The organism is Argonema antarcticum A004/B2 (assembly GCF_023333585.1).
In the GTDB taxonomy this organism is placed as follows: domain Bacteria; phylum Cyanobacteriota; class Cyanobacteriia; order Cyanobacteriales; family Aerosakkonemataceae; genus Argonema; species Argonema antarcticum.
This window is the reverse complement of the sequence record NZ_JAIQZN010000064.1, coordinates 25,225-42,464: the sequence shown is the minus strand read 5'-3', so window position 1 is coordinate 42,464 and position 17,240 is coordinate 25,225. Positions and strand designations below refer to the sequence as shown.

The window sequence follows — 17,240 nt, the reverse complement described above, 5'->3', positions numbered from 1 at the left end:
TTTCCTTCGTGCATTGGTTGATACGCCCTCTCTGAGAGAGTGTATTTGTTAGCAAACGTTAGCAAAAATGTATCGGTTAACTGGAAAAGTCAAAAGTCACTCATTCAAAAGAAAATAGGTTAAACAGAGGCAAATATGCCAAGAACGCAACGCAACGACAACTTCATCGACAAAAGTTTTACCGTCATGGCAGACATAATTCTGAAAATTATGCCAACCAACAAGAAAGCAAAAGAAGCTTTCGTTTATTACCGCGATGGTATGTCTGCTCAAGGGGATGGAGAATACGCCGAAGCCCTAGACAACTATTACGAAGCGCTAAAGCTAGAAGAAGATCCCTACGATCGCAGTTATATACTCTACAATATTGGGCTGATCCATGCCAGCAACGGCGAACACGATCGGGCCTTGGAGTACTATTATCAAGCGATCGAACTCAACCCCCGCCATCCTTCAGCGTTCAACAATATTGCTGTGATTTATCACTACCTGGGAGACAAGGCTAAGGAATCTGGTAAATCTGAAGAAGCCGAAGCTTTTTACGATAAAGCGGCTGAGTATTGGAAGCAAGCTATTCAGCAAGCTCCGAACAACTACATCGAAGCCCAAAACTGGCTGAAGACGACTGGGCGATCGCAGATGGATGTGTTCTTTTAGCTATTTAGTCATTAGTCATTAGTCATTAATTCTTTACAAATGACTGATGATTAATGACCAATCACCAATTATTAATTATAGCAACCTTCTCGGCAGTTAGCACGTTCTTAACTCCTGAAACCCTAGCCCCTAGCCCCTAGCTATATCAATGCCATGATTGACCGCGAACAAGTCCACAAAGTCGCTAATCTTGCCCGCCTAGAACTGACACCAGCCGAAGAGGAACAATTTACCACTCAAATGGGCAGCATTCTGGAGTATTTTGAACAGCTGAGCGAACTAGATGTTAGTAACGTCCAGCCTACAACAAGAGCGATCGATGTTAGCAACATTACTCGAAAAGACGATCTGCGCCCCTATCCTGACCGGGAAGCTATTCTCAGCTGTGCGCCCGACCAAGATGGCGACTTTTTCAAAGTACCCCAAATCTTATAGCAGTTCCCGCTGTAATAGCTTTTATCCTAAGTGTTCAGCCGGACTTGAGATCGCAAGGGCATTCAATAAACCAAGTAATTCATCAATGGGAGTAAGATAGCGATCGGTAAGGTCGATCGAAACTTCCAAATTGGGAGTGAGAGCTAAAAAACGCCAAACTTGCCCGGTGGTAACTGTACCATAAACCGTTTTAGCCCCCACATTCGGGTCGCGTCGGTTGATTAAAAAAGCCGCGTACATAGTAGCAATACATTGAGCTAAACCATTATTAATATTTTCATTTTTTGCCTCAATGATAGTTACAACTGGAGCTTTAATTGCTAGCTTGTCCGAGTTGGCTGTAATCATAAAATCAACAAATCCGTTCAGCCCTAAACTGGGATCTGCTGTCAAGTTTTTGCCAGAAAATAAGGAAGTGTTAGGGTTAAAAGTGACAATTTCACTCAAAATAGGAGCAATTAAATATTCAGAGCGAGCTTTTTCGGTGTTAATAGCAGTAGCAAGTGGCACGAATCGTTTTAAAGCTTCAGTTAAGAATGGGCTAGGAGCGCTCGGTTCAAAATCAATCAGTTTATCAACAGTTGTAATCTGACTAATGCCTAAAGGGATTAGCAGATCTAATGAAGTAAAATCGCTGTAAGACATAGCTTTAACAAAAAAAGTTTGTTGAGGTAACGAAACCTAACCTGAAGTGTTGGGTTTCGCTATCGTTTAACCCAACCTACGCTTGACCGCAAATTTGTTTTAAAGTACCGACAAAATCTGGATAGGAAATTGCAGCAGCTTCGGCACCATTAATAATAGTAGTGCCAGAAGCGTTGAGGGCTGCGATCGCTAAACTCATCGCGATTCGGTGATCTGTATGACTATCCACATCCGTACCAACTAAAGGCGTACCGCCCAAAATTTCCATACCATCCGGTAATTCCGTGACTTTAGCACCCATCAGGTTGAGTTGAGACGCCATCACAGAAATGCGATCGCTCTCTTTCACCCGCAACTCCGCCGCATCCCGAATCACCGTCGTACCTTCCGCAAATACTGCCGCTACTGCTAAAATCGGAATCTCATCTATCAAACGCGGTATCATATTTCCATAAATTTGACAAGCCTTCAGTCTACTATGGTGTACCCGTAAATCTGCCACTGGTTCGCCAGCAACTTCCCGCTCATTTTCCAACTGGATATCCGCTCCCATCATACCAAGAGCTTCCAGAATTCCAGTTCGGGTGGGATTGACGCCGACATTTTCGATTAATAACTCAGAATCTGGTACGATCGCACCTGCCACCAACCAGAAAGCCGCCGAACTGATATCCCCAGGTACAATCACCGATTGTCCTGAAAGTTTAGCAAGGCCAGTAACGGTAACGCTATTATTTTCTGGGTTTTGGCTGACTTGAGCCCCAAAAGCCTTCAGCATCCGTTCTGAGTGATCGCGGGAAAGAGCAGGTTCAATAACCGTCGTTTGTCCTTCCGTCATTAAACCAGCTAGCAGAATACAGGATTTCACTTGGGCTGAAGCAATGGGAGAATTGTAGGTAATGGGTTTTAGCTGCTGTCCCTGAATTGCTAGCGGTGCTAACGAATTGCCCTTGCGTCCCCAGATTGTAGCACCCATCTGTTGCAGTGGTTGCACGACGCGGGACATCGGACGCGATCGCAGCGAACTATCCCCCGTCACCGCAAAAAATCGCCCTGAGTGAGAAGCCAAAATTCCCAGCATCAGCCGCAAAGTAGTACCGGAGTTACCCGCATTCAAAATATCATGGGGTTCTAGTAGTTGGCCCGATCCAATCCCTTTAACCCGCACTAATTCAGTATTGAGCTCGGAAATTTCTGCCCCCAAAGAGCGGAAACATTCAGCCGTACTGCGGGGGTCTTCCCCTAAAAGAAGTCCCCGGATTTGGGTTTCTCCTTCAGCTAAAGCGCCCAACATGAGAGCGCGGTGGGAAATCGACTTATCGCCCGGAACCCTTATACTGCCTTGTAAAGACAGCCCGGAGGCGGGTTTTTGAATGAGTAAAGACTGCTGACTTTCTGTAACCTTCAGCGTAACAACCGGAACTGACATTGGGATAGACTGGTGGAGGACTCCGAAGTTAGATCCTACCGTTTTCCCTGTCCTGCCGAGTCTTTTTTTTTGACTTTTATTCCTCTCCACACCTTTTATGCTGACGCATCATCGCAAGCCCGTTTGTTTATCCCTAGTTTCCACCGATTTGCCAATTTGGTCTGTGGTGGAAACTGCTGCTACACTTTATCAAAAAGACCGCGATCGCTTCCATTTGCTCTTGACCGAACCTGCGATCGAGGAACAAGAACCCGCCTTTCCCGTAGCATCAGCCTCTGGAGCGACGGCTGCATCACCTCGTCTTTTGTGGTTAGAAATCTCCCCCCAGCGCGTGATTATGACCATGCAAGGAAACGGCAAGTTGAGTTATCGTCACCTTTGGGAACGGGGTATTTACGGTCTTAGCCGTTATTGGCTGAACAATGAATTATCACACGGAAACGGGCAGATACGCCTGCGTAACTATACCATTAGCTTGACGTTAGAAGGACGACCTTTACCGGAGCATCTACGGCTCGAATACGAACTGTGGTCAGAGAAAGTACAGTTGGGTCACTACATCTTAAGTTTAGAAATCCATCACTGAAAAGTCACTCATTCAAAAGTCACTCATTCAAAAGTCAAAAATCCTTTGAGTGCCCTATAATTCCTACCTAACTCTCAAAGAGAGCTAATGCCTTCTCAAAGTTGTCTTCACCCGATCGTGTTTGCAAAATTGAACGTACCAATTCCACAAAAGCAAAGTCAACTTTGCTGTCAATTTTAATAAGTTTACTAGACGGATAGTAGTTAACATCGTCCGGATCTAATTCACCCGTTGTGCCAGTATACAAGACCAGTTTATCTTTATCCCACAAAACCACTTTGCCACGCAAAGTAAACTGAAACCAAACAATTTGATTATTTTGGATGTCAAAAAACATATCAAAATAAGACTCATCGCCTTGATACCAAATTCGTTTGATGCTACTATCCTTTCCCGATTTCAGTAGCGTCTGATCGATTTGCCGCAAGGAAAATCCCAGATCTTTAATCTCATTCAAATCCATAGCAGCATCCATTTCGTCTATTTATCCTTATAGCAAAGTTCTGAGTGCTTCTTGAGTGCTGAGTGCTGAGTGCTGAGTGGGGAGTGGGGAGTGGGGAGTGCTGAGTGCTGAGTGGGGAGTGGGGAGTGCTGAGTGGGGAGTGGGGAGTGCTGAGTGCTGAGTGCTGAGTGGGGAGTGGGGAGTGCTGAGTGCTGAGTGGGGAGTGGGGAGTGGGGAGTGCTTCTTGAGTGCTTCTTCAGTGCTGAGTGGGCGAACAATCTTCTTCCCTCTTCCCTCTTCCCTCTTCTCTCTTCCCCTAGTCCCTAGCCCCTAGCCCCTAGCCCCTCTTCCCTCTTCCCCTCTTCCCCTAGTCCCTAGCCCCTAGCCCCTAGCCCCTCTTCCCCTAGCCCCTAAACCCTCTTCTCCTAGCCGCTAGCCCTTATTTCTGAGATCTCTCCAGCCTGGACGCAAAGAATTTGAGAAGCGTTTAGCCACGATCGATCGAAATAGTTCAGATGAGTGGTCGTAATCAGAGTTTGAAATCGGTCTTGAATAGCCTCCAGCAGTTGATTTTGACGGTTGGGGTCAAGTTCGGCTAGAACATCATCAAGCAGCAGAAGTGGCGGTTCGCCAACAACTTCTTCGATTAATTTTAGCTCTGCTAGCTTTAGCGCTAAAACCAGAGTTCGCTGCTGACCTTGGGAACCGTATTGGCGAGCTGGTGTTTGGTCGATCGAAAACTCGATTTCGTCGCGGTGAGGGCCGACAAGTGTAGTACCGTGGTGAAGTTCTGCGACGCTACGCTGCTGAATTTTCTCGAAAAAAGCTTGCTGCACGGCTTCTGGGTTGTCTTGTTCTAAAGCAATGTTGGGAAGGTACTTGATTTCAAGTACCTCCTTATTGCCGCTAATTGCTTGATGCCAAGTTTGTGCTATAGGAGCCAAACGCTGTAAGGCTCTGGCTCGACGCCTGGTGACACGGGAACCGGCTGCTACCAATTGTGCATCCCAGAGAGCGAGTTGGGAGTCCTGAGTGCCGATATCTGAGTCCTGAGTCCTGAGTTTTAAGAGAGCGTTACGCTGCCGCAAAATCTTATTGTACTGGTGCAAAATGTGCGCGTAGAAAGGTTCGAGTTGAATTACGAGGGTATCCAGCCAACGGCGGCGGGACTCTGGGCCACCCCGCACCAGGTCTAGATCCAAGCTGGAGAACTGCACGGCATTTAGCGTACCTAAGAATTCCATCTGACGCTTGAGGGATTCGCCTCTAAGAGCAAGGGTACGGCGTCCGTTACAGCGCAGTGTTAAAGCGAGGTCAATTATGCCTGTCTGTCGGTCTAGGGTAGCGACGATTTTACCTGCTTCGGCTCCTTCTTGAACTAAATCGCGATCGCGCGTAACGCGATGGCTCTTTAGCGTCGAGAGCAACTCCACCGCTTCCAACAAATTTGATTTACCCTGAGCGTTATTACCCACCAAAATCGTTTTGGGGGCGCTAAACTCCACCCTCCGATCCAGGTAGTTGCGGAACTTAAAGAGGTGAAGGGTTTTTAGGTACATCTGAAAGTCAAAAGTCAAAAGTCAAAAGTCAAAAGTCGAAAGTCAAAAGTCAAAAATCAAAAGTCAAAAGAAAATAGGAATTGGGGACTGGGGAAATAAAAAGAAGGATTTCGATCGAGAATTGAACATCATTTCTTACTCACTAAGCTGTCGCGCATCAAAGTTGCACTTTTTGGAGCCAGAACCCCTTTCTATGAGGCATTCGGCGCGTAAAACTAGATGCGCGTTAGCTTAGCCCCTCTCAACCCTATTACCCCATTTTCTTTTTTCTTTTTTCTTTTGACTTTTGACTTTTCTACCTAGCCCTTGTGCTTCGCCAGCGAATAAAGAGCTTTTCCATCTCGATCCAAACAAACATCAACATACTGAAGCCAACGCATATCAAGAGTTCCATCCAATCGAGTACGTGGGTACCAAAGAAAGCTCGCAGGGGTGGAACGTAAACCAGCATTAGCTGCAATATGGTGGTGAAGATCACCGCTCCCCAAACGAAAAGATTGGTAAAGGGGTTTAGCTCTATTGTCAGTTGGGTGTTGGAGCGAATTGCGATCGCGTGCCCCATCTGAGCGAGACAGAGAGTAGTGAACACCATTGTTTTCCAGCGATTGGGATCGCCTGACGCTTGGGCGTGGTGGTAAGCCCACTCCATCAGGAGAATGGTGAGAATAGCAAAAACAATCCCAATCCGGATCATGTAAGACCCCAATCCTCGTGAAAAAATGCTTTCGCGGGGACTAAAAGGAGGACGTTTCATCACATTTGGTTCTGCTGGTTCCACAGCCAAAGCGAGGGCGGGAACGCCATCTGTTACCAGGTTCATCCAGAGAATTTGCAAGGGTGACAGCGGGACACCTCCCAAACCCAGGATCGGAGCAGCGGCAATTGTCAGCACCTCCCCGATGTTGGAGCCGAGAATATATTTAATAAAACGGCGGATATTGGTGTAGACGACTCGCCCTTCTTCTGTCGCGGCGACAATGGTGGCAAAGTTATCGTCCAGCAGCACCATATCGCTGGCTTCTTTGCTGACATCTGTGCCGGTGATACCCATAGCGATACCGATATCAGCCTGCTTGAGGGCGGGGGCATCGTTAACGCCGTCTCCCGTCATAGCCACAAATTTGCCGCGACTTTGGAGGGCTTGTACGATGCGTAGTTTGTGTTCTGGGGAGACGCGGGCGTAGATGCTCACGAGGTCTACCTGCCCCTCCAGTTCTTTTTGGCTGAGTTTTTGCAATTCTTGGCCGGTGAGGACGCGATCGCCTTCTGAGGCAATACCCAGGTCGTAGGCGATCGCTTTGGCGGTCAGCTGGTGGTCTCCGGTAATCATCACAGTCCGAATTCCCGCCTGCTTGCATTTGGCTACTGCCCCCCGCACTTCTGGGCGCGGTGCATCCAGCATTCCCACTAAGCCCAGCCAGATTAATTCCTGCTCGATCGTTTCATCTGGTTCTGCGGGCGGTTGGCTGTTCAAGGGTTTGTAGGCAAAACCCAGTACGCGCAATCCTTGAGCCGCCATCTGATTATTTTGGTCTAGAATCTGCCTGCGATCGGTATCTGTGAGTCCAACAGCGCTAGCGCCCGCCTGAGATGAAGTGCAGCGTTCCAAAATCAGTTCTGGAGAACCCTTTGTATAGATTGAGAACAGAGATTGGGAAGAATCCCCTCCTATTCCCTGACAAATCACGCTCATGCGCTTGCGTTCCGAGGAAAAAGGAATTTCGGCAACGCGACGCATTTGCGAGCTTTGCGACTCTTTTGCGATCCCGCCTTTTCCGGCCAAAGTGAGCAATGCCCCCTCAGTTGGATCTCCCAAAATTATCCAGTTTCCGCCTTCAGAGCCCGGTGTGTTTTGGGGCTGACACTGTAACTCTGCGTCATTGCATAGCACGCAGGCAAGCAGTAGCGTTTGCAGTTCTGGATATCGATCTGATGCTACCGATCGATCTTCGAGTTGAAACTGGCCTTCGGGAGTATAACCTTCGCCAGTGACGCGAAATGTTTGGTTACCAGTGGTAACCTGCTGCACTACCATTTTGTTTTGGGTAAGTGTGCCGGTTTTATCCGAGCAAATGGTTGTCACCGAACCTAAAGTTTCTACTGCTGGAAGTTTGCGAATGAGGGCGTTACGGCGTACCATGCGCTGGGTTCCCAGTGCCAGAGTAACTGTTATTACAGCTGGCAAGCCTTCTGGAACTACAGCCACCGCCATACTCAGAGAAACTTCTACCAGTTCGATGAAATTGTTGAAATTCCAGCCATTTTTGATCAGACCGCCCAAAACTACCACAGCTACCAAAACCAAAGAGCCTGTCACCAAGACATTACCGAGTTGACCCATTCTTTGTTGTAAGGGGGTTGGTTCGCTCTCCACCCCTTGCAGCATGGTGGCTATCTTGCCCAGTTCCGTACCCATCCCCGTACTGGTGACGATAACTTTGGCGCGTCCTTGGACAACTTCGGTGCCTTGGAACACCAAATTGATGCGATCGCCCAAGGATGTGTCTTCAGGCAGATCTAAGTCGGCTTGCTTATTCACTGCTTGGGCTTCCCCAGTCAGCGCCGCCTCCCGGATTTGGAGATTCGATTCTTCGATCAGACGCCCGTCTGCTGCCAGTTGCACCCCGGCTTCCAGGAGCATGATGTCCCCCGGTACAAGCTCCTTGGCGCTTACTTCCAGAGTTCTACCGTCGCGAATTAGGCGCACTTTGGGGGAGGAAAGGCGCTTGAGGGCGGCAAGGGCTTTTTCAGCGCGGGTTTCTTGGAGGTAACCCAAGACGCCGTTGAGGATCACGATTGCTAAGATTGCGATCGTATCTTTAAAAGGAACTTCACCAGGGGATAATCCTTTTGTTTGCAGAGATACCACATCAAGGATGCCAGAGATAAGTGCCACGCCAATCAGCATCAACAGCATAATGTTGGTGAATTGGTCTAGCAGGATCTGCCAAGCACTGCGACCGCTTGTTTCTTCGAGTTCGTTGGTGCCATAGCGCTGCACACGCGCTGACACTTCCTGGGAAGTCAAACCAGAGTTGCGATCGCTATTTAGCCTAGTCAGTGTCTTCTCAACATCCAAGGAGTGCCAAGCTACTGCTAAATCTTGTGACTCTGGGGATCTGGGTGTTGCACCTAACTCTCTTGAGAGTCTGCGATTTGATTTGAGCAAACCGAGTACCCAGAAAACTCCACCCAGCAATAAACAGACTATAGGTAATGATTTAATTACTTTCGCTGCAACTAGGTTAATTCCAATACCGCGTGCATCCGAAAGACTGGTACTCCCTGTAATCAAAACGCACTGCTGGCTTAACTCTCTGCAAACTATATATCCCGATGCGTAAGTCGCACTAATTCCTATCAAGGAGAACAGCACTGCGGCTATCAGTAAACCTGTCTTATTCACATCTACCTCTCTACTCTGTATCTCACGGGGAAAAAACGACTGGGCGCTTTTTCCCAACAGCACAACTATCCGCCAAGATAGCGGAAGTGGGGGTTGGATTGGGGTTTTTAGCTCTGCAACGACTCTGACACCTCCTGGGTAGTAAACTCAGAGTTGTCTTTTGGGACGCAATTCTGGGTTAAACCCAGATCCCTTTTGAGGAGTTGCAGCTTTCGATCGATTTCCTGAGTATGCCACCTTCTAAGAAAATAGACAAAGCGGGACATTGCCATCCTGTCTAACCTCACCCCTCGGTGACTGGTGAGGATTTTCTGACTCACCCGTTTCAATGGCTACCGACAAAGAAGGAGAATGTTCCGTCTTATCTACAAGAGACAAGGTGAGGATACCCTCAAAGGTTTTCACCCATTGAAAAAGTTGAGTACGTGGAATATGATGCTGTTTAATGAAACGAGCAACCCGATTCCACACACTCCAGTGATGCTTAGTCAAATCCTCTGGTCTGACTAAGCAATGTGGTGGTTTTTCGGTTAAGTTCATGGCTCTACGAGCTATTACCATTCCAGCTGATGTGCCGCTATTTAGCCCGTACTTAGCCATGAATTTAATCATTCCAATGATGCTGGTAAAGGCTGGATTAACTTTAATTAACTCAACGCCATGTCTTCTGCATCGCGATTCTAGGGAAGTTCTAAATATGCTGGTACTGAGGTTAGAAAGCATTTCATTGTAAAGCAAGTTGCTTCTCTAGTAATTTTTGAAGAGCTTTCGCTCGGTTTTCTTTCTTCTTGATGAGTTCTTCGATCCGAGCAATATTGCTTGCCCTGGCCGACTCTAATTGAGCGAGACATTGCTTAGCTTCAGTAGCTATAGAATCTGCCCAAGCCCAATCTACATCAAACTCTTTTTGAAGGCGTTTTTCTACTTCGTCTTCAGTTAATCCTGATTGAAACCAATTCAAGGCAGTTCTACGCCAAGATTCATACCTGAAACCCAGAATCTCAAGCGTAGGATGATATTCTATTTTTGCCTCAATCCCTACTTGATGCCCGTGTTTCTTTGCCATTCTTAGCACTGAATTTCTTTACTCAAGGTTAACATAGTCTTGGTAGGTAATCATAAGGCTTTAATTTGATGAGCGGATGCTACCTTAAGAGCGCCAACCGCTGTTCTTAGATCGCTGCGTTGCCCAACGTCTCTTGAGATAAACCTGGAATTTCTGATGTTTTGGGCACGATAACTGGCAAAGCTTGCGGTATAAGGCGGAATTTAGCAGGAGTATATGTCGTTATCTCGCCATCGGTGTTGATGGGGCGGGGTTGAATCGTCGTTATTTCAAATTCCTGACCTTCCAGGGTGCGAACACCAGACCAAAAGGCGTGCTTTCCTTGCTTGATTGCTGGTAGCCTGACCGCGATATCCCACCAGTGCTTAATTTCTAGGCTATATAAATCTAGTCTTCGATCGTTGATTTTAGCGTCATCCCGAATAATCATACCACCACCGTAGTATAGGCCGTTGCCGACGGCAATTTGCACTGTTTTGGCTCGAATTGTGCGATCGCCCTGACGGATCTCTGCCCAGAAGGGTCGCGCTTGCCAAACTACCTGTATGGCCGTTGCAGCATAAGCCAGCACACCCCACTTTTGTTTTACTTCTTTCGTTAACTCCTGGGTGATTTTCACGCCCAAGCCCAGACTGGCCACGTTAAAGAAGTGTTTGCCATTCACCCAACCTAAGTCGATGCGTTGTACTTGACCGTTGGCAATGATTTCGCAAGCTTGGGATAAATCTGTGGGAATTCCCAGCGTCCTCGCCAAGTCGTTAGCTGTTCCCAAAGGGAGGATACCCAAGGGAAGCTGTGTTTCCATTAGCGCTTCTGCTACAGCATTGAGGGTGCCATCGCCGCCACCAATGATTGCTAAATCGACGCGATCGCTATATTTACGAATCACAGAAGGTGCCAGCTTGGGCTGATCGGTAGATTTATCTAGAACATCAAACCCTAATGCTTGCAATTGGCTAACCGCCTGCGAGAGATTTTCTTTACCCCGCCGGGAGTGACGGTTCACTAACAACAGCGCTCGCCGAGTCATCTATCTTCCTTCGTCTTTCATCTCAAATACCCCATTCCCAATCTAAAACTTATAATTTTTAACTTATTTGCAACAACCGTCTGTAGTTATATATTTGTTTTTCAGTAGGGTGCGGTCATAAGTAGTTGGTTGTCCCCCTTGTCCCCCTTGTCCTCCTTGTCCCCCTTGTCCCCCCTATCACCAACTGTTTTTGACCACACCCGTTTCAGTATTGCCGGTGCTATCTATGACTTATTGCCTGAGAATTGCAGACATACCAACCAGCGAACGTCCCCGCGAAAGATTGATGACTCATGGCCCTAAGAGTCTTGCCACTGCCGAACTGATGGCAATTTTATTGGGTACTGGTCAGGGGCCTGGTAAACTGTCTGCGGTAGGCTTAGGACAATATATTTTGCAACAATTGAGCCAGCACGGACGAGACCCTCTGGCGGTATTGAGGGATATTAGTGCTGCCGAGTTGATGGAGATCCCTGGCATTGGCCCAGCCAAGGCGACAAGTATTTTAGCAGCGATCGAATTAGGGAAAAGAGCTTTTGCCACCCGACCGCTCGATCGGGCCACAATTGATAGTCCAGCCGCCGCCGCCGCTACACTCAGCAACGATTTAATGTGGCAAACAACAGAAAGATTTGCTGTTTTGTTGCTGGATGTCAAGAATAGGTTGATGGGGACGCAGGTAATTACCATTGGTACAGCGACAGAGACATTGGCGCATCCGCGAGAGATTTTCCGAGAAGTAATCAGACAAGGAGCTACGCGGGTTATAGTAGCGCACAACCATCCATCTGGGAACGTTGAGCCAAGTCAGGAAGACATCAATTTAACGAAGCAGCTATTAACAGGGGCGCAGTTTTTGGCTATACCTCTACTCGATCACTTAATTTTGGGAAATGGCGACCATTTAAGTTTGCGAGAAACCACAACTTTGTGGGATGAGTGTCCCCAGGGAGATTAATAAGCTGCTACGCATTTAATTTGTATGTTTAGCGGGAGTGGGAGAGTGGGGGAGTGGGGGAGTGGGAGAGGAATTGAAGGTTTGATTGCCGGATTAGAAATATCCGAATTAGATGCGTGTTAGCTTATTTTTTCTTGTGGATTCGCGCTACCTGTGTTATATTAAAAATTCATGGGCGATTAGCACAGTGGTAGCGCATATCCTTCACACGGATAGGGTCACTGGTTCAAATCCAGTATCGCCCATATCAAAAAGTTAGATGCCGTAAGTATTACAGCGATCGAGGTAGATGACTATGCTGTGATATTCAACGGTTTTTGGATGAATATCTTGCTTTTTGACTTAATTATTCGGCAAAGCTATGGCTTTAAAAGCTTTAAGTCTTTACGAGAAAAGCTGTTAGCTTGTCTATTTAAATAAGTTGCTCTTATCACCATAAGTACGGGAGAGCCCTCATCCTTTGTTACTGGTGTTTTTGTGAGTAGGTCGCTTGCACGTAGCAATCAGGGTTTCAGTCTACACTTGCGGTTTTGAGCCTGTGCGGGTTAGCGTTCTCCTGGCGTAAAGATAAGCAATACTTATTGCTAGCATAAGGAATCTTTATAGTAATTTATCGCTTCGGTCTTGACACTTTGTTACAAATTGTTTACATTAGTTTACATAAGGTTACAAAAAGGAAACAGACATGAGTTACATCACAGAAGAAAGAGGCATCCTGAACAACTTTGCTAAGGAACCAAAGATGTACTTTGCGGAATACCCAACCCAACAGCAGCAGCGCAGCTACTTGTTTCAGGGTGTAGCAGCTCTAGCATTGCTGGCTGCTGTGGTGCTGACTGCGTTTGCTGTCAGCTAGGTGATTTGTATAATTAATAGCTTTTTCGTAAAAAAACCCAGGAGATATCAGATGAAAACTGACTTTGACATTGCGCGGAGCTATGTTTCTGCCGCCACTATCTTTAATAGCGAGTTCAACACCTTTGCAAACATCTCTGCAAACCAAGCTTGGGCGCTGTTTTTTACCGCCGGTCGCGATGATGCCGCGCTGGGCGATAACCCGGAAGTAGGGGCATTCTTCAACAACGTTTTGATAGCTGTTGTGGTATCAGTTATCGCTGGCTCCTTTTTCTTGCGCTCGTTTTAGAGTGACTGTTATGGGGGTATTCATAAAACCCCAGCCTCTGGGCTGGGGTTTATATCTTTTTTTGGATAACAACCCATAATTTTGAACCAGATGGGTATATAATTCTCAGTATTGTTAACATCAAAATTCTTTAATCTAAAATCCAAACTTGATATGCTGCAAGTTTCTGGTTTAAATGTCTATTATGGCGAAAGTCACATTCTGCGGGATGTTGATTTGAACGTGCCTGCTGGGGAGATGGTTTGCCTGATCGGACGCAATGGGGTGGGCAAAACTACTCTGCTGAAAACGATTATGGGTTTGCTCAAACCGCGCCGGGGTAATATTATTTTTGGGGGTGAGTCGATCGCAGACAAGTCTCCCGATAAGCGAGCAAAGCTGGGAATTGGCTATGTCCCGCAAGGACGCGAGATTATTGCGCGTTTGACGGTGAAGGAAAATCTGCTGCTGGGTTTGGAGGCTAGACGGGAACGGGTCAACAGCCAGGAAATTCCAGAGGAAATCTATGCCCTATTTCCAGTTTTGAAATCGATGCTTTCTCGGATGGGTGGGGATTTGAGCGGGGGACAGCAGCAGCAATTGGCGATCGCACGCGCTTTGATGGGACGCCCCCGGTTACTCGTACTCGACGAACCCACCGAAGGCATTCAACCTTCGATCATTTTAGAAATTGAAGCCGCAGTGCGGGGCATCGTCCAATCGACGGGCATTTCTGTGCTGTTAGTTGAGCAACACTTACACTTTGTGCGGCAAGCCGATCGCTACTATGCGATGCAAAAGGGCGGCATTGTCGCTTCTGGCGCGACTAGCGAACTCAGTCACGATGTGATTCAAAGGTTTCTGGCTGTGTAGGGCGTGTTTTCAAACTCGATCGGCTTCGTTTCTGACGATTGAGATCCCCCTAAATCCCCCTTAAAAAGGGGTACTTTGAGTTTCTTTTCCCCTTAAAAAGGGGGGTTAGGGGGGATCTAAAAAGAGCCTAACACTTCCCTTTCTAGGGAAGAAAGTAGCGTGGTTGACTATAAAGTAGAGCTAAAGGGCGAAATTAATACCCCAAAACATACCTCTAAAGGGATGTCGCGACTGATAAGTCGCTGGCGAATAAATCAGAAAATTAGCTATGGTTATGGCTTGGCAATTGGTATAGCTATTCTGGGAACAGTTGCTGGGTTGGCGACTGGAGAATACTACGAGAAACAGGCAAAGGAGCATCTAGCTTATGCCAACGAACAACACAATCTCCTCAATCAATTAAGAAATACCTCTCTAGAGGCGCGATTGCATCAACAACGGCTGGTTCCCGTACTGGGAAATTCTGTTTGGTTGCGATATGAAGTCTTGGAATTCGATCGGAATATTGCCAATTCTAAGACTCTGTTAACTAGAATTAAATACTTTGCTGACAGCAATCCTAACGGTTCAGTAGCAAACAGAAACGAGTTAATAGCCTTGTTGAACGATTACGAAAACACAACCGAATCTTATTCTCAGCTAGTCAAATACATTTTAAAGGAAATCAATGTTTCGGATTTAAAGCCAGAAGAGATTGAGGGGGCGCAGCAGGTGCTGTTGAGGACTATCAGCGGCGAGGTGTCGATCAAGTTCGATCGCCTTGCCGATCGGTTAAGCAGGCTGATCGATACTGCACGATCTCAAGAAAACCAAGGAGCGGGAATTCTGAAGCGGGCGTCAGCAGTGCGATTCTGGATTACAATGGCGAGTATGTGTCTGTCAGGGGCTCTAGCGGCTGTTTTGGCATTTTATACCAGTCGTGCGATCGCTCGTCCTCTCCAAGCTGTTACTCAAATAGCCCAGCAAGTCGCTCAGGAATCTAATTTTAACCTCCAAGCACCAGTTACCAGTGAAGATGAAATTGGAATTCTAGCAACTTCTCTCAATCAATTGATTAAACAGATTGCCACTTACACCGACGAACTAAATCAAGCACAAGCGCAACTGATTCAGACCGAAAAAATGTCCTCTCTTGGGCAAATGGTAGCAGGTGTCGCCCATGAAATTAACAACCCAATTAGCTTCATTTACGGCAACATCGAACACGCCAACAACTACACAGAAAACTTGTTGGAATTAATCCAGCTATATCAGCAGGAATATCCCCATTCTACTCCCACAATTCAAAACCTGATTGACACAATAGACATCGACTTTCTGACTGAAGATTTAGCTAAGCTTTTTTCTTCAATGAAAATCGGGGCTGATCGCATCCGTCAGATTGTTTTGTGTTTGCGAAACTTTTCCAGACTGGATGAAGCAGAAATGAAATTTGTTGATATCCACACAGGAATTGACAGCACTCTGGTAATTATTAATCATCGGCTAAACAATAATATTGAAGTAATTAAGCATTACGGTAATTTGCCTTTGGTTGAGTGTTACCCGGCTCAGCTAAACCAAGTGTTTATGAATATTTTTTCTAACGCCGTTGATGCGCTGCTATCTACGGAAAGGCCAACCAACAAGCAGATTGTAATTAGGACAGAAAAGGTTAACGCTAACCGAATTTTAGTAAAGATTTGGGATAATGGTTCTGGGATTACAGGAGAGATAAAAAACAAGCTATTCGACCCCTTCTTCACGACTAAGCCGATAGGTCAAGGCACCGGACTGGGACTTTACGTCTGCTACCAGATTGTGGAAAAGCACAAGGGCAGAATTGAAGTAAAATCAGAGCCAGGACAGGGAACGGAGTTTGCAATCTCTTTGCCAATGAAAGCAGATTACTCTAAAATGTATTCCTAGCGCTCGCTAAATTTATAGTGGAATTTAAGAAGGTTAAATTAAAAATCTCAGGGATTTTACAAAAGATCGGCTCTTCCGTACTTAGTGTGCTAAGTTAACTTAAATTTATACTCAAGGCTTTGCTAGGTAAGGCGTTGAGATTATTTACACCCAAAGCTTGCATAATGGCAACTTGCGGTAAAGAGCAATCACCTTGAAATCCTTAGCAAGCTTTGCGCGTAGGGTACAAAAAAACTAATCATTTGGCACACTAAGTACGGAAGACCCGCAACTTTTCGAGCTGATCACGGCTTTGCGATCGCGCCAATCATTTGTGGTATTGTTCTTCTAGATGTAACGTAACTTTCTCCTTGACAAAGCAATTGCGTAGAACCGCCACCATCCAGCATTATTACTTTATCTGCGCCAAAACTTCTGAGCGTAAGAGCCGCGTGTGCTTGAGTTGAAGCTCTAGAATTAAAAATTAAAATAGTTTCGTAATTACCGTTGGCGTCACCATCTTTAACACCTAGAAATGTTCTGCCAACTTTTTTGTTGATTAATTTATCAGCATTTTCCTTTAATCCCACAATCAAATTTGGTGCTGAAGATGAGTAAAGAGAAGTTTTACCGTTAAATGCTGTAATATCGGCGCGATCATTCCATATTTCAAGCTTTAGCTTTTCTGTTGTATATTCACTTTCTCCAGCATAACCGTCGCTGATTATTTTGCTATTTACTTTAACTGGAAAGGCTAAATTAGTAGCCGGTTTAGTATCATCGCTGAAAAATTGACCGTTAGTTATACAAAAAGCATTCTGATTTGATAAATGGAAATTAAACCAAGCTTGGTTTAGAGTTTGACGTTGTAATTGAGGATCGTCTCCTCCATAAGCACCCTGACTTTTACCAGACTCAGTAATATCCCCATAAAGCAATTTTACAGATGCACCTTTGCTCAAATCAATAACTTGTACATATTCTGCATTTTTCTGGTAAAGAGTAACGCCTCTAGAAGTTTTAACTACATCAAATCCAGGTGGAAATACAGAAGCGTTAGAAACTATCTGGGGAATTAAGGCATTAAGTAAAGAGGCACAAAAAAATGCAAATACTTGCTGTCTGTCAAAGTTTTCCATTTATA

General features: G+C 46.2%; 18 protein-coding genes and 1 tRNA gene. 9 read left to right on the top strand and 10 right to left on the bottom strand.

Annotation, left to right across the window (positions count from 1 at the left end):
* The first annotated feature begins 135 nt into the window (after positions 1 to 135).
* Both LAY57_RS23840 and gatC read left to right on the top strand, forming a co-directional pair.
* Entirely contained in the window at positions 136 to 657 is a 522-nt protein-coding gene (locus tag LAY57_RS23840; RefSeq protein WP_249069590.1) for a photosystem I assembly protein Ycf3, read from the top strand.
* Between the two features lie 153 nt (positions 658 to 810).
* Positions 811 to 1,092 (top strand): Asp-tRNA(Asn)/Glu-tRNA(Gln) amidotransferase subunit GatC, encoded by a 282-nt coding sequence (gatC, locus tag LAY57_RS23835; protein WP_249069589.1) that lies wholly within the window; start codon positions 811 to 813, stop codon positions 1,090 to 1,092.
* Between the two features lie 21 nt (positions 1,093 to 1,113).
* Here the strand turns inward: gatC and LAY57_RS23830 are convergent, their stop codons facing one another.
* Both LAY57_RS23830 and aroA read right to left on the bottom strand, forming a co-directional pair.
* A complete protein-coding gene (locus LAY57_RS23830) occupies positions 1,114 to 1,737 on the bottom strand; it encodes a hypothetical protein (RefSeq protein WP_249069588.1) in 624 nt (207 codons plus the stop codon).
* A 76-nt stretch (positions 1,738 to 1,813) separates the two neighbouring features.
* The gene (gene aroA, locus LAY57_RS23825) at positions 1,814 to 3,166 is read right to left on the bottom strand and encodes a 3-phosphoshikimate 1-carboxyvinyltransferase (RefSeq protein WP_249069587.1); all 1,353 of its coding nucleotides are present in this window, start codon (positions 3,164 to 3,166) and stop codon (positions 1,814 to 1,816) included.
* A gap of 97 nt (positions 3,167 to 3,263) precedes the next feature.
* Between aroA and LAY57_RS23820 the strand changes: the two genes are divergently transcribed.
* Positions 3,264 to 3,752, top strand: a complete 489-nt coding sequence (locus LAY57_RS23820; protein ID WP_249069586.1) for a hypothetical protein — start codon at positions 3,264 to 3,266, stop codon at positions 3,750 to 3,752.
* Positions 3,753 to 3,819: 67 nt separating this feature from the next.
* Here LAY57_RS23820 and LAY57_RS23815 read toward each other — a convergent pair whose 3' ends face one another.
* The 7 genes from LAY57_RS23815 to LAY57_RS23785 form a co-directional block, all read right to left on the bottom strand.
* Positions 3,820 to 4,227 (bottom strand): hypothetical protein, encoded by a 408-nt coding sequence (locus LAY57_RS23815; RefSeq protein ID WP_249069585.1) that lies wholly within the window; start codon positions 4,225 to 4,227, stop codon positions 3,820 to 3,822.
* A 5-nt stretch (positions 4,228 to 4,232) separates the two neighbouring features.
* Positions 4,233 to 4,472, bottom strand: coding sequence for a hypothetical protein (locus LAY57_RS23810; protein ID WP_249069584.1), 240 nt, complete (start codon positions 4,470 to 4,472; stop codon positions 4,233 to 4,235).
* A 147-nt stretch (positions 4,473 to 4,619) separates the two neighbouring features.
* On the bottom strand, positions 4,620 to 5,753 hold the full coding sequence (recF, locus tag LAY57_RS23805; protein ID WP_249069583.1) for a DNA replication/repair protein RecF: 1,134 nt from the start codon (positions 5,751 to 5,753) through the stop codon (positions 4,620 to 4,622).
* A 295-nt stretch (positions 5,754 to 6,048) separates the two neighbouring features.
* Complete coding sequence (locus tag LAY57_RS23800) at positions 6,049 to 8,832, bottom strand: cation-translocating P-type ATPase (protein ID WP_275994321.1); 2,784 nt, start codon at positions 8,830 to 8,832, stop codon at positions 6,049 to 6,051.
* A gap of 567 nt (positions 8,833 to 9,399) precedes the next feature.
* Positions 9,400 to 9,897, bottom strand: coding sequence for a transposase (locus tag LAY57_RS23795; protein WP_249069582.1), 498 nt, complete (start codon positions 9,895 to 9,897; stop codon positions 9,400 to 9,402).
* The gene (locus tag LAY57_RS23790) at positions 9,884 to 10,225 is read right to left on the bottom strand and encodes a structural protein (RefSeq protein ID WP_249069581.1); all 342 of its coding nucleotides are present in this window, start codon (positions 10,223 to 10,225) and stop codon (positions 9,884 to 9,886) included. The genes LAY57_RS23795 and LAY57_RS23790 overlap by 14 nt, the downstream gene beginning before the upstream one ends.
* Before the next feature lie 106 nt (positions 10,226 to 10,331).
* Positions 10,332 to 11,255 (bottom strand): lipid kinase, encoded by a 924-nt coding sequence (locus LAY57_RS23785; RefSeq protein WP_249069580.1) that lies wholly within the window; start codon positions 11,253 to 11,255, stop codon positions 10,332 to 10,334.
* Positions 11,256 to 11,481: 226 nt separating this feature from the next.
* Here LAY57_RS23785 and radC point away from each other — a divergent pair, with 226 nt between their 5' ends.
* The 6 genes from radC (at position 11,482) to LAY57_RS23755 (ending at position 16,117) form a co-directional block, all read left to right on the top strand.
* Positions 11,482 to 12,213, top strand: a complete 732-nt coding sequence (radC, locus tag LAY57_RS23780) for a RadC family protein (protein WP_249069579.1) — start codon at positions 11,482 to 11,484, stop codon at positions 12,211 to 12,213.
* A gap of 173 nt (positions 12,214 to 12,386) precedes the next feature.
* Positions 12,387 to 12,458, top strand: a tRNA-Val gene (locus LAY57_RS23775).
* Between the two features lie 440 nt (positions 12,459 to 12,898).
* Positions 12,899 to 13,069, top strand: a complete 171-nt coding sequence (gene psb34, locus LAY57_RS23770; RefSeq protein ID WP_249069578.1) for a photosystem II assembly protein Psb34 — start codon at positions 12,899 to 12,901, stop codon at positions 13,067 to 13,069.
* A gap of 51 nt (positions 13,070 to 13,120) precedes the next feature.
* Positions 13,121 to 13,357: a hypothetical protein gene (locus LAY57_RS23765; protein ID WP_249069577.1), complete on the top strand. Its 237-nt coding sequence runs from the start codon at positions 13,121 to 13,123 to the stop codon at positions 13,355 to 13,357.
* Between the two features lie 153 nt (positions 13,358 to 13,510).
* The gene (gene urtE / locus LAY57_RS23760; protein ID WP_249069576.1) at positions 13,511 to 14,209 is read left to right on the top strand and encodes an urea ABC transporter ATP-binding subunit UrtE; all 699 of its coding nucleotides are present in this window, start codon (positions 13,511 to 13,513) and stop codon (positions 14,207 to 14,209) included.
* A gap of 159 nt (positions 14,210 to 14,368) precedes the next feature.
* Entirely contained in the window at positions 14,369 to 16,117 is a 1,749-nt protein-coding gene (locus tag LAY57_RS23755; protein ID WP_249069575.1) for a sensor histidine kinase, read from the top strand.
* A 284-nt stretch (positions 16,118 to 16,401) separates the two neighbouring features.
* Here LAY57_RS23755 and LAY57_RS23750 read toward each other — a convergent pair whose 3' ends face one another.
* Entirely contained in the window at positions 16,402 to 17,235 is an 834-nt protein-coding gene (locus LAY57_RS23750) for a phosphodiester glycosidase family protein (RefSeq protein ID WP_249069574.1), read from the bottom strand.
* Positions 17,236 to 17,240: the final 5 nt, after the last annotated feature.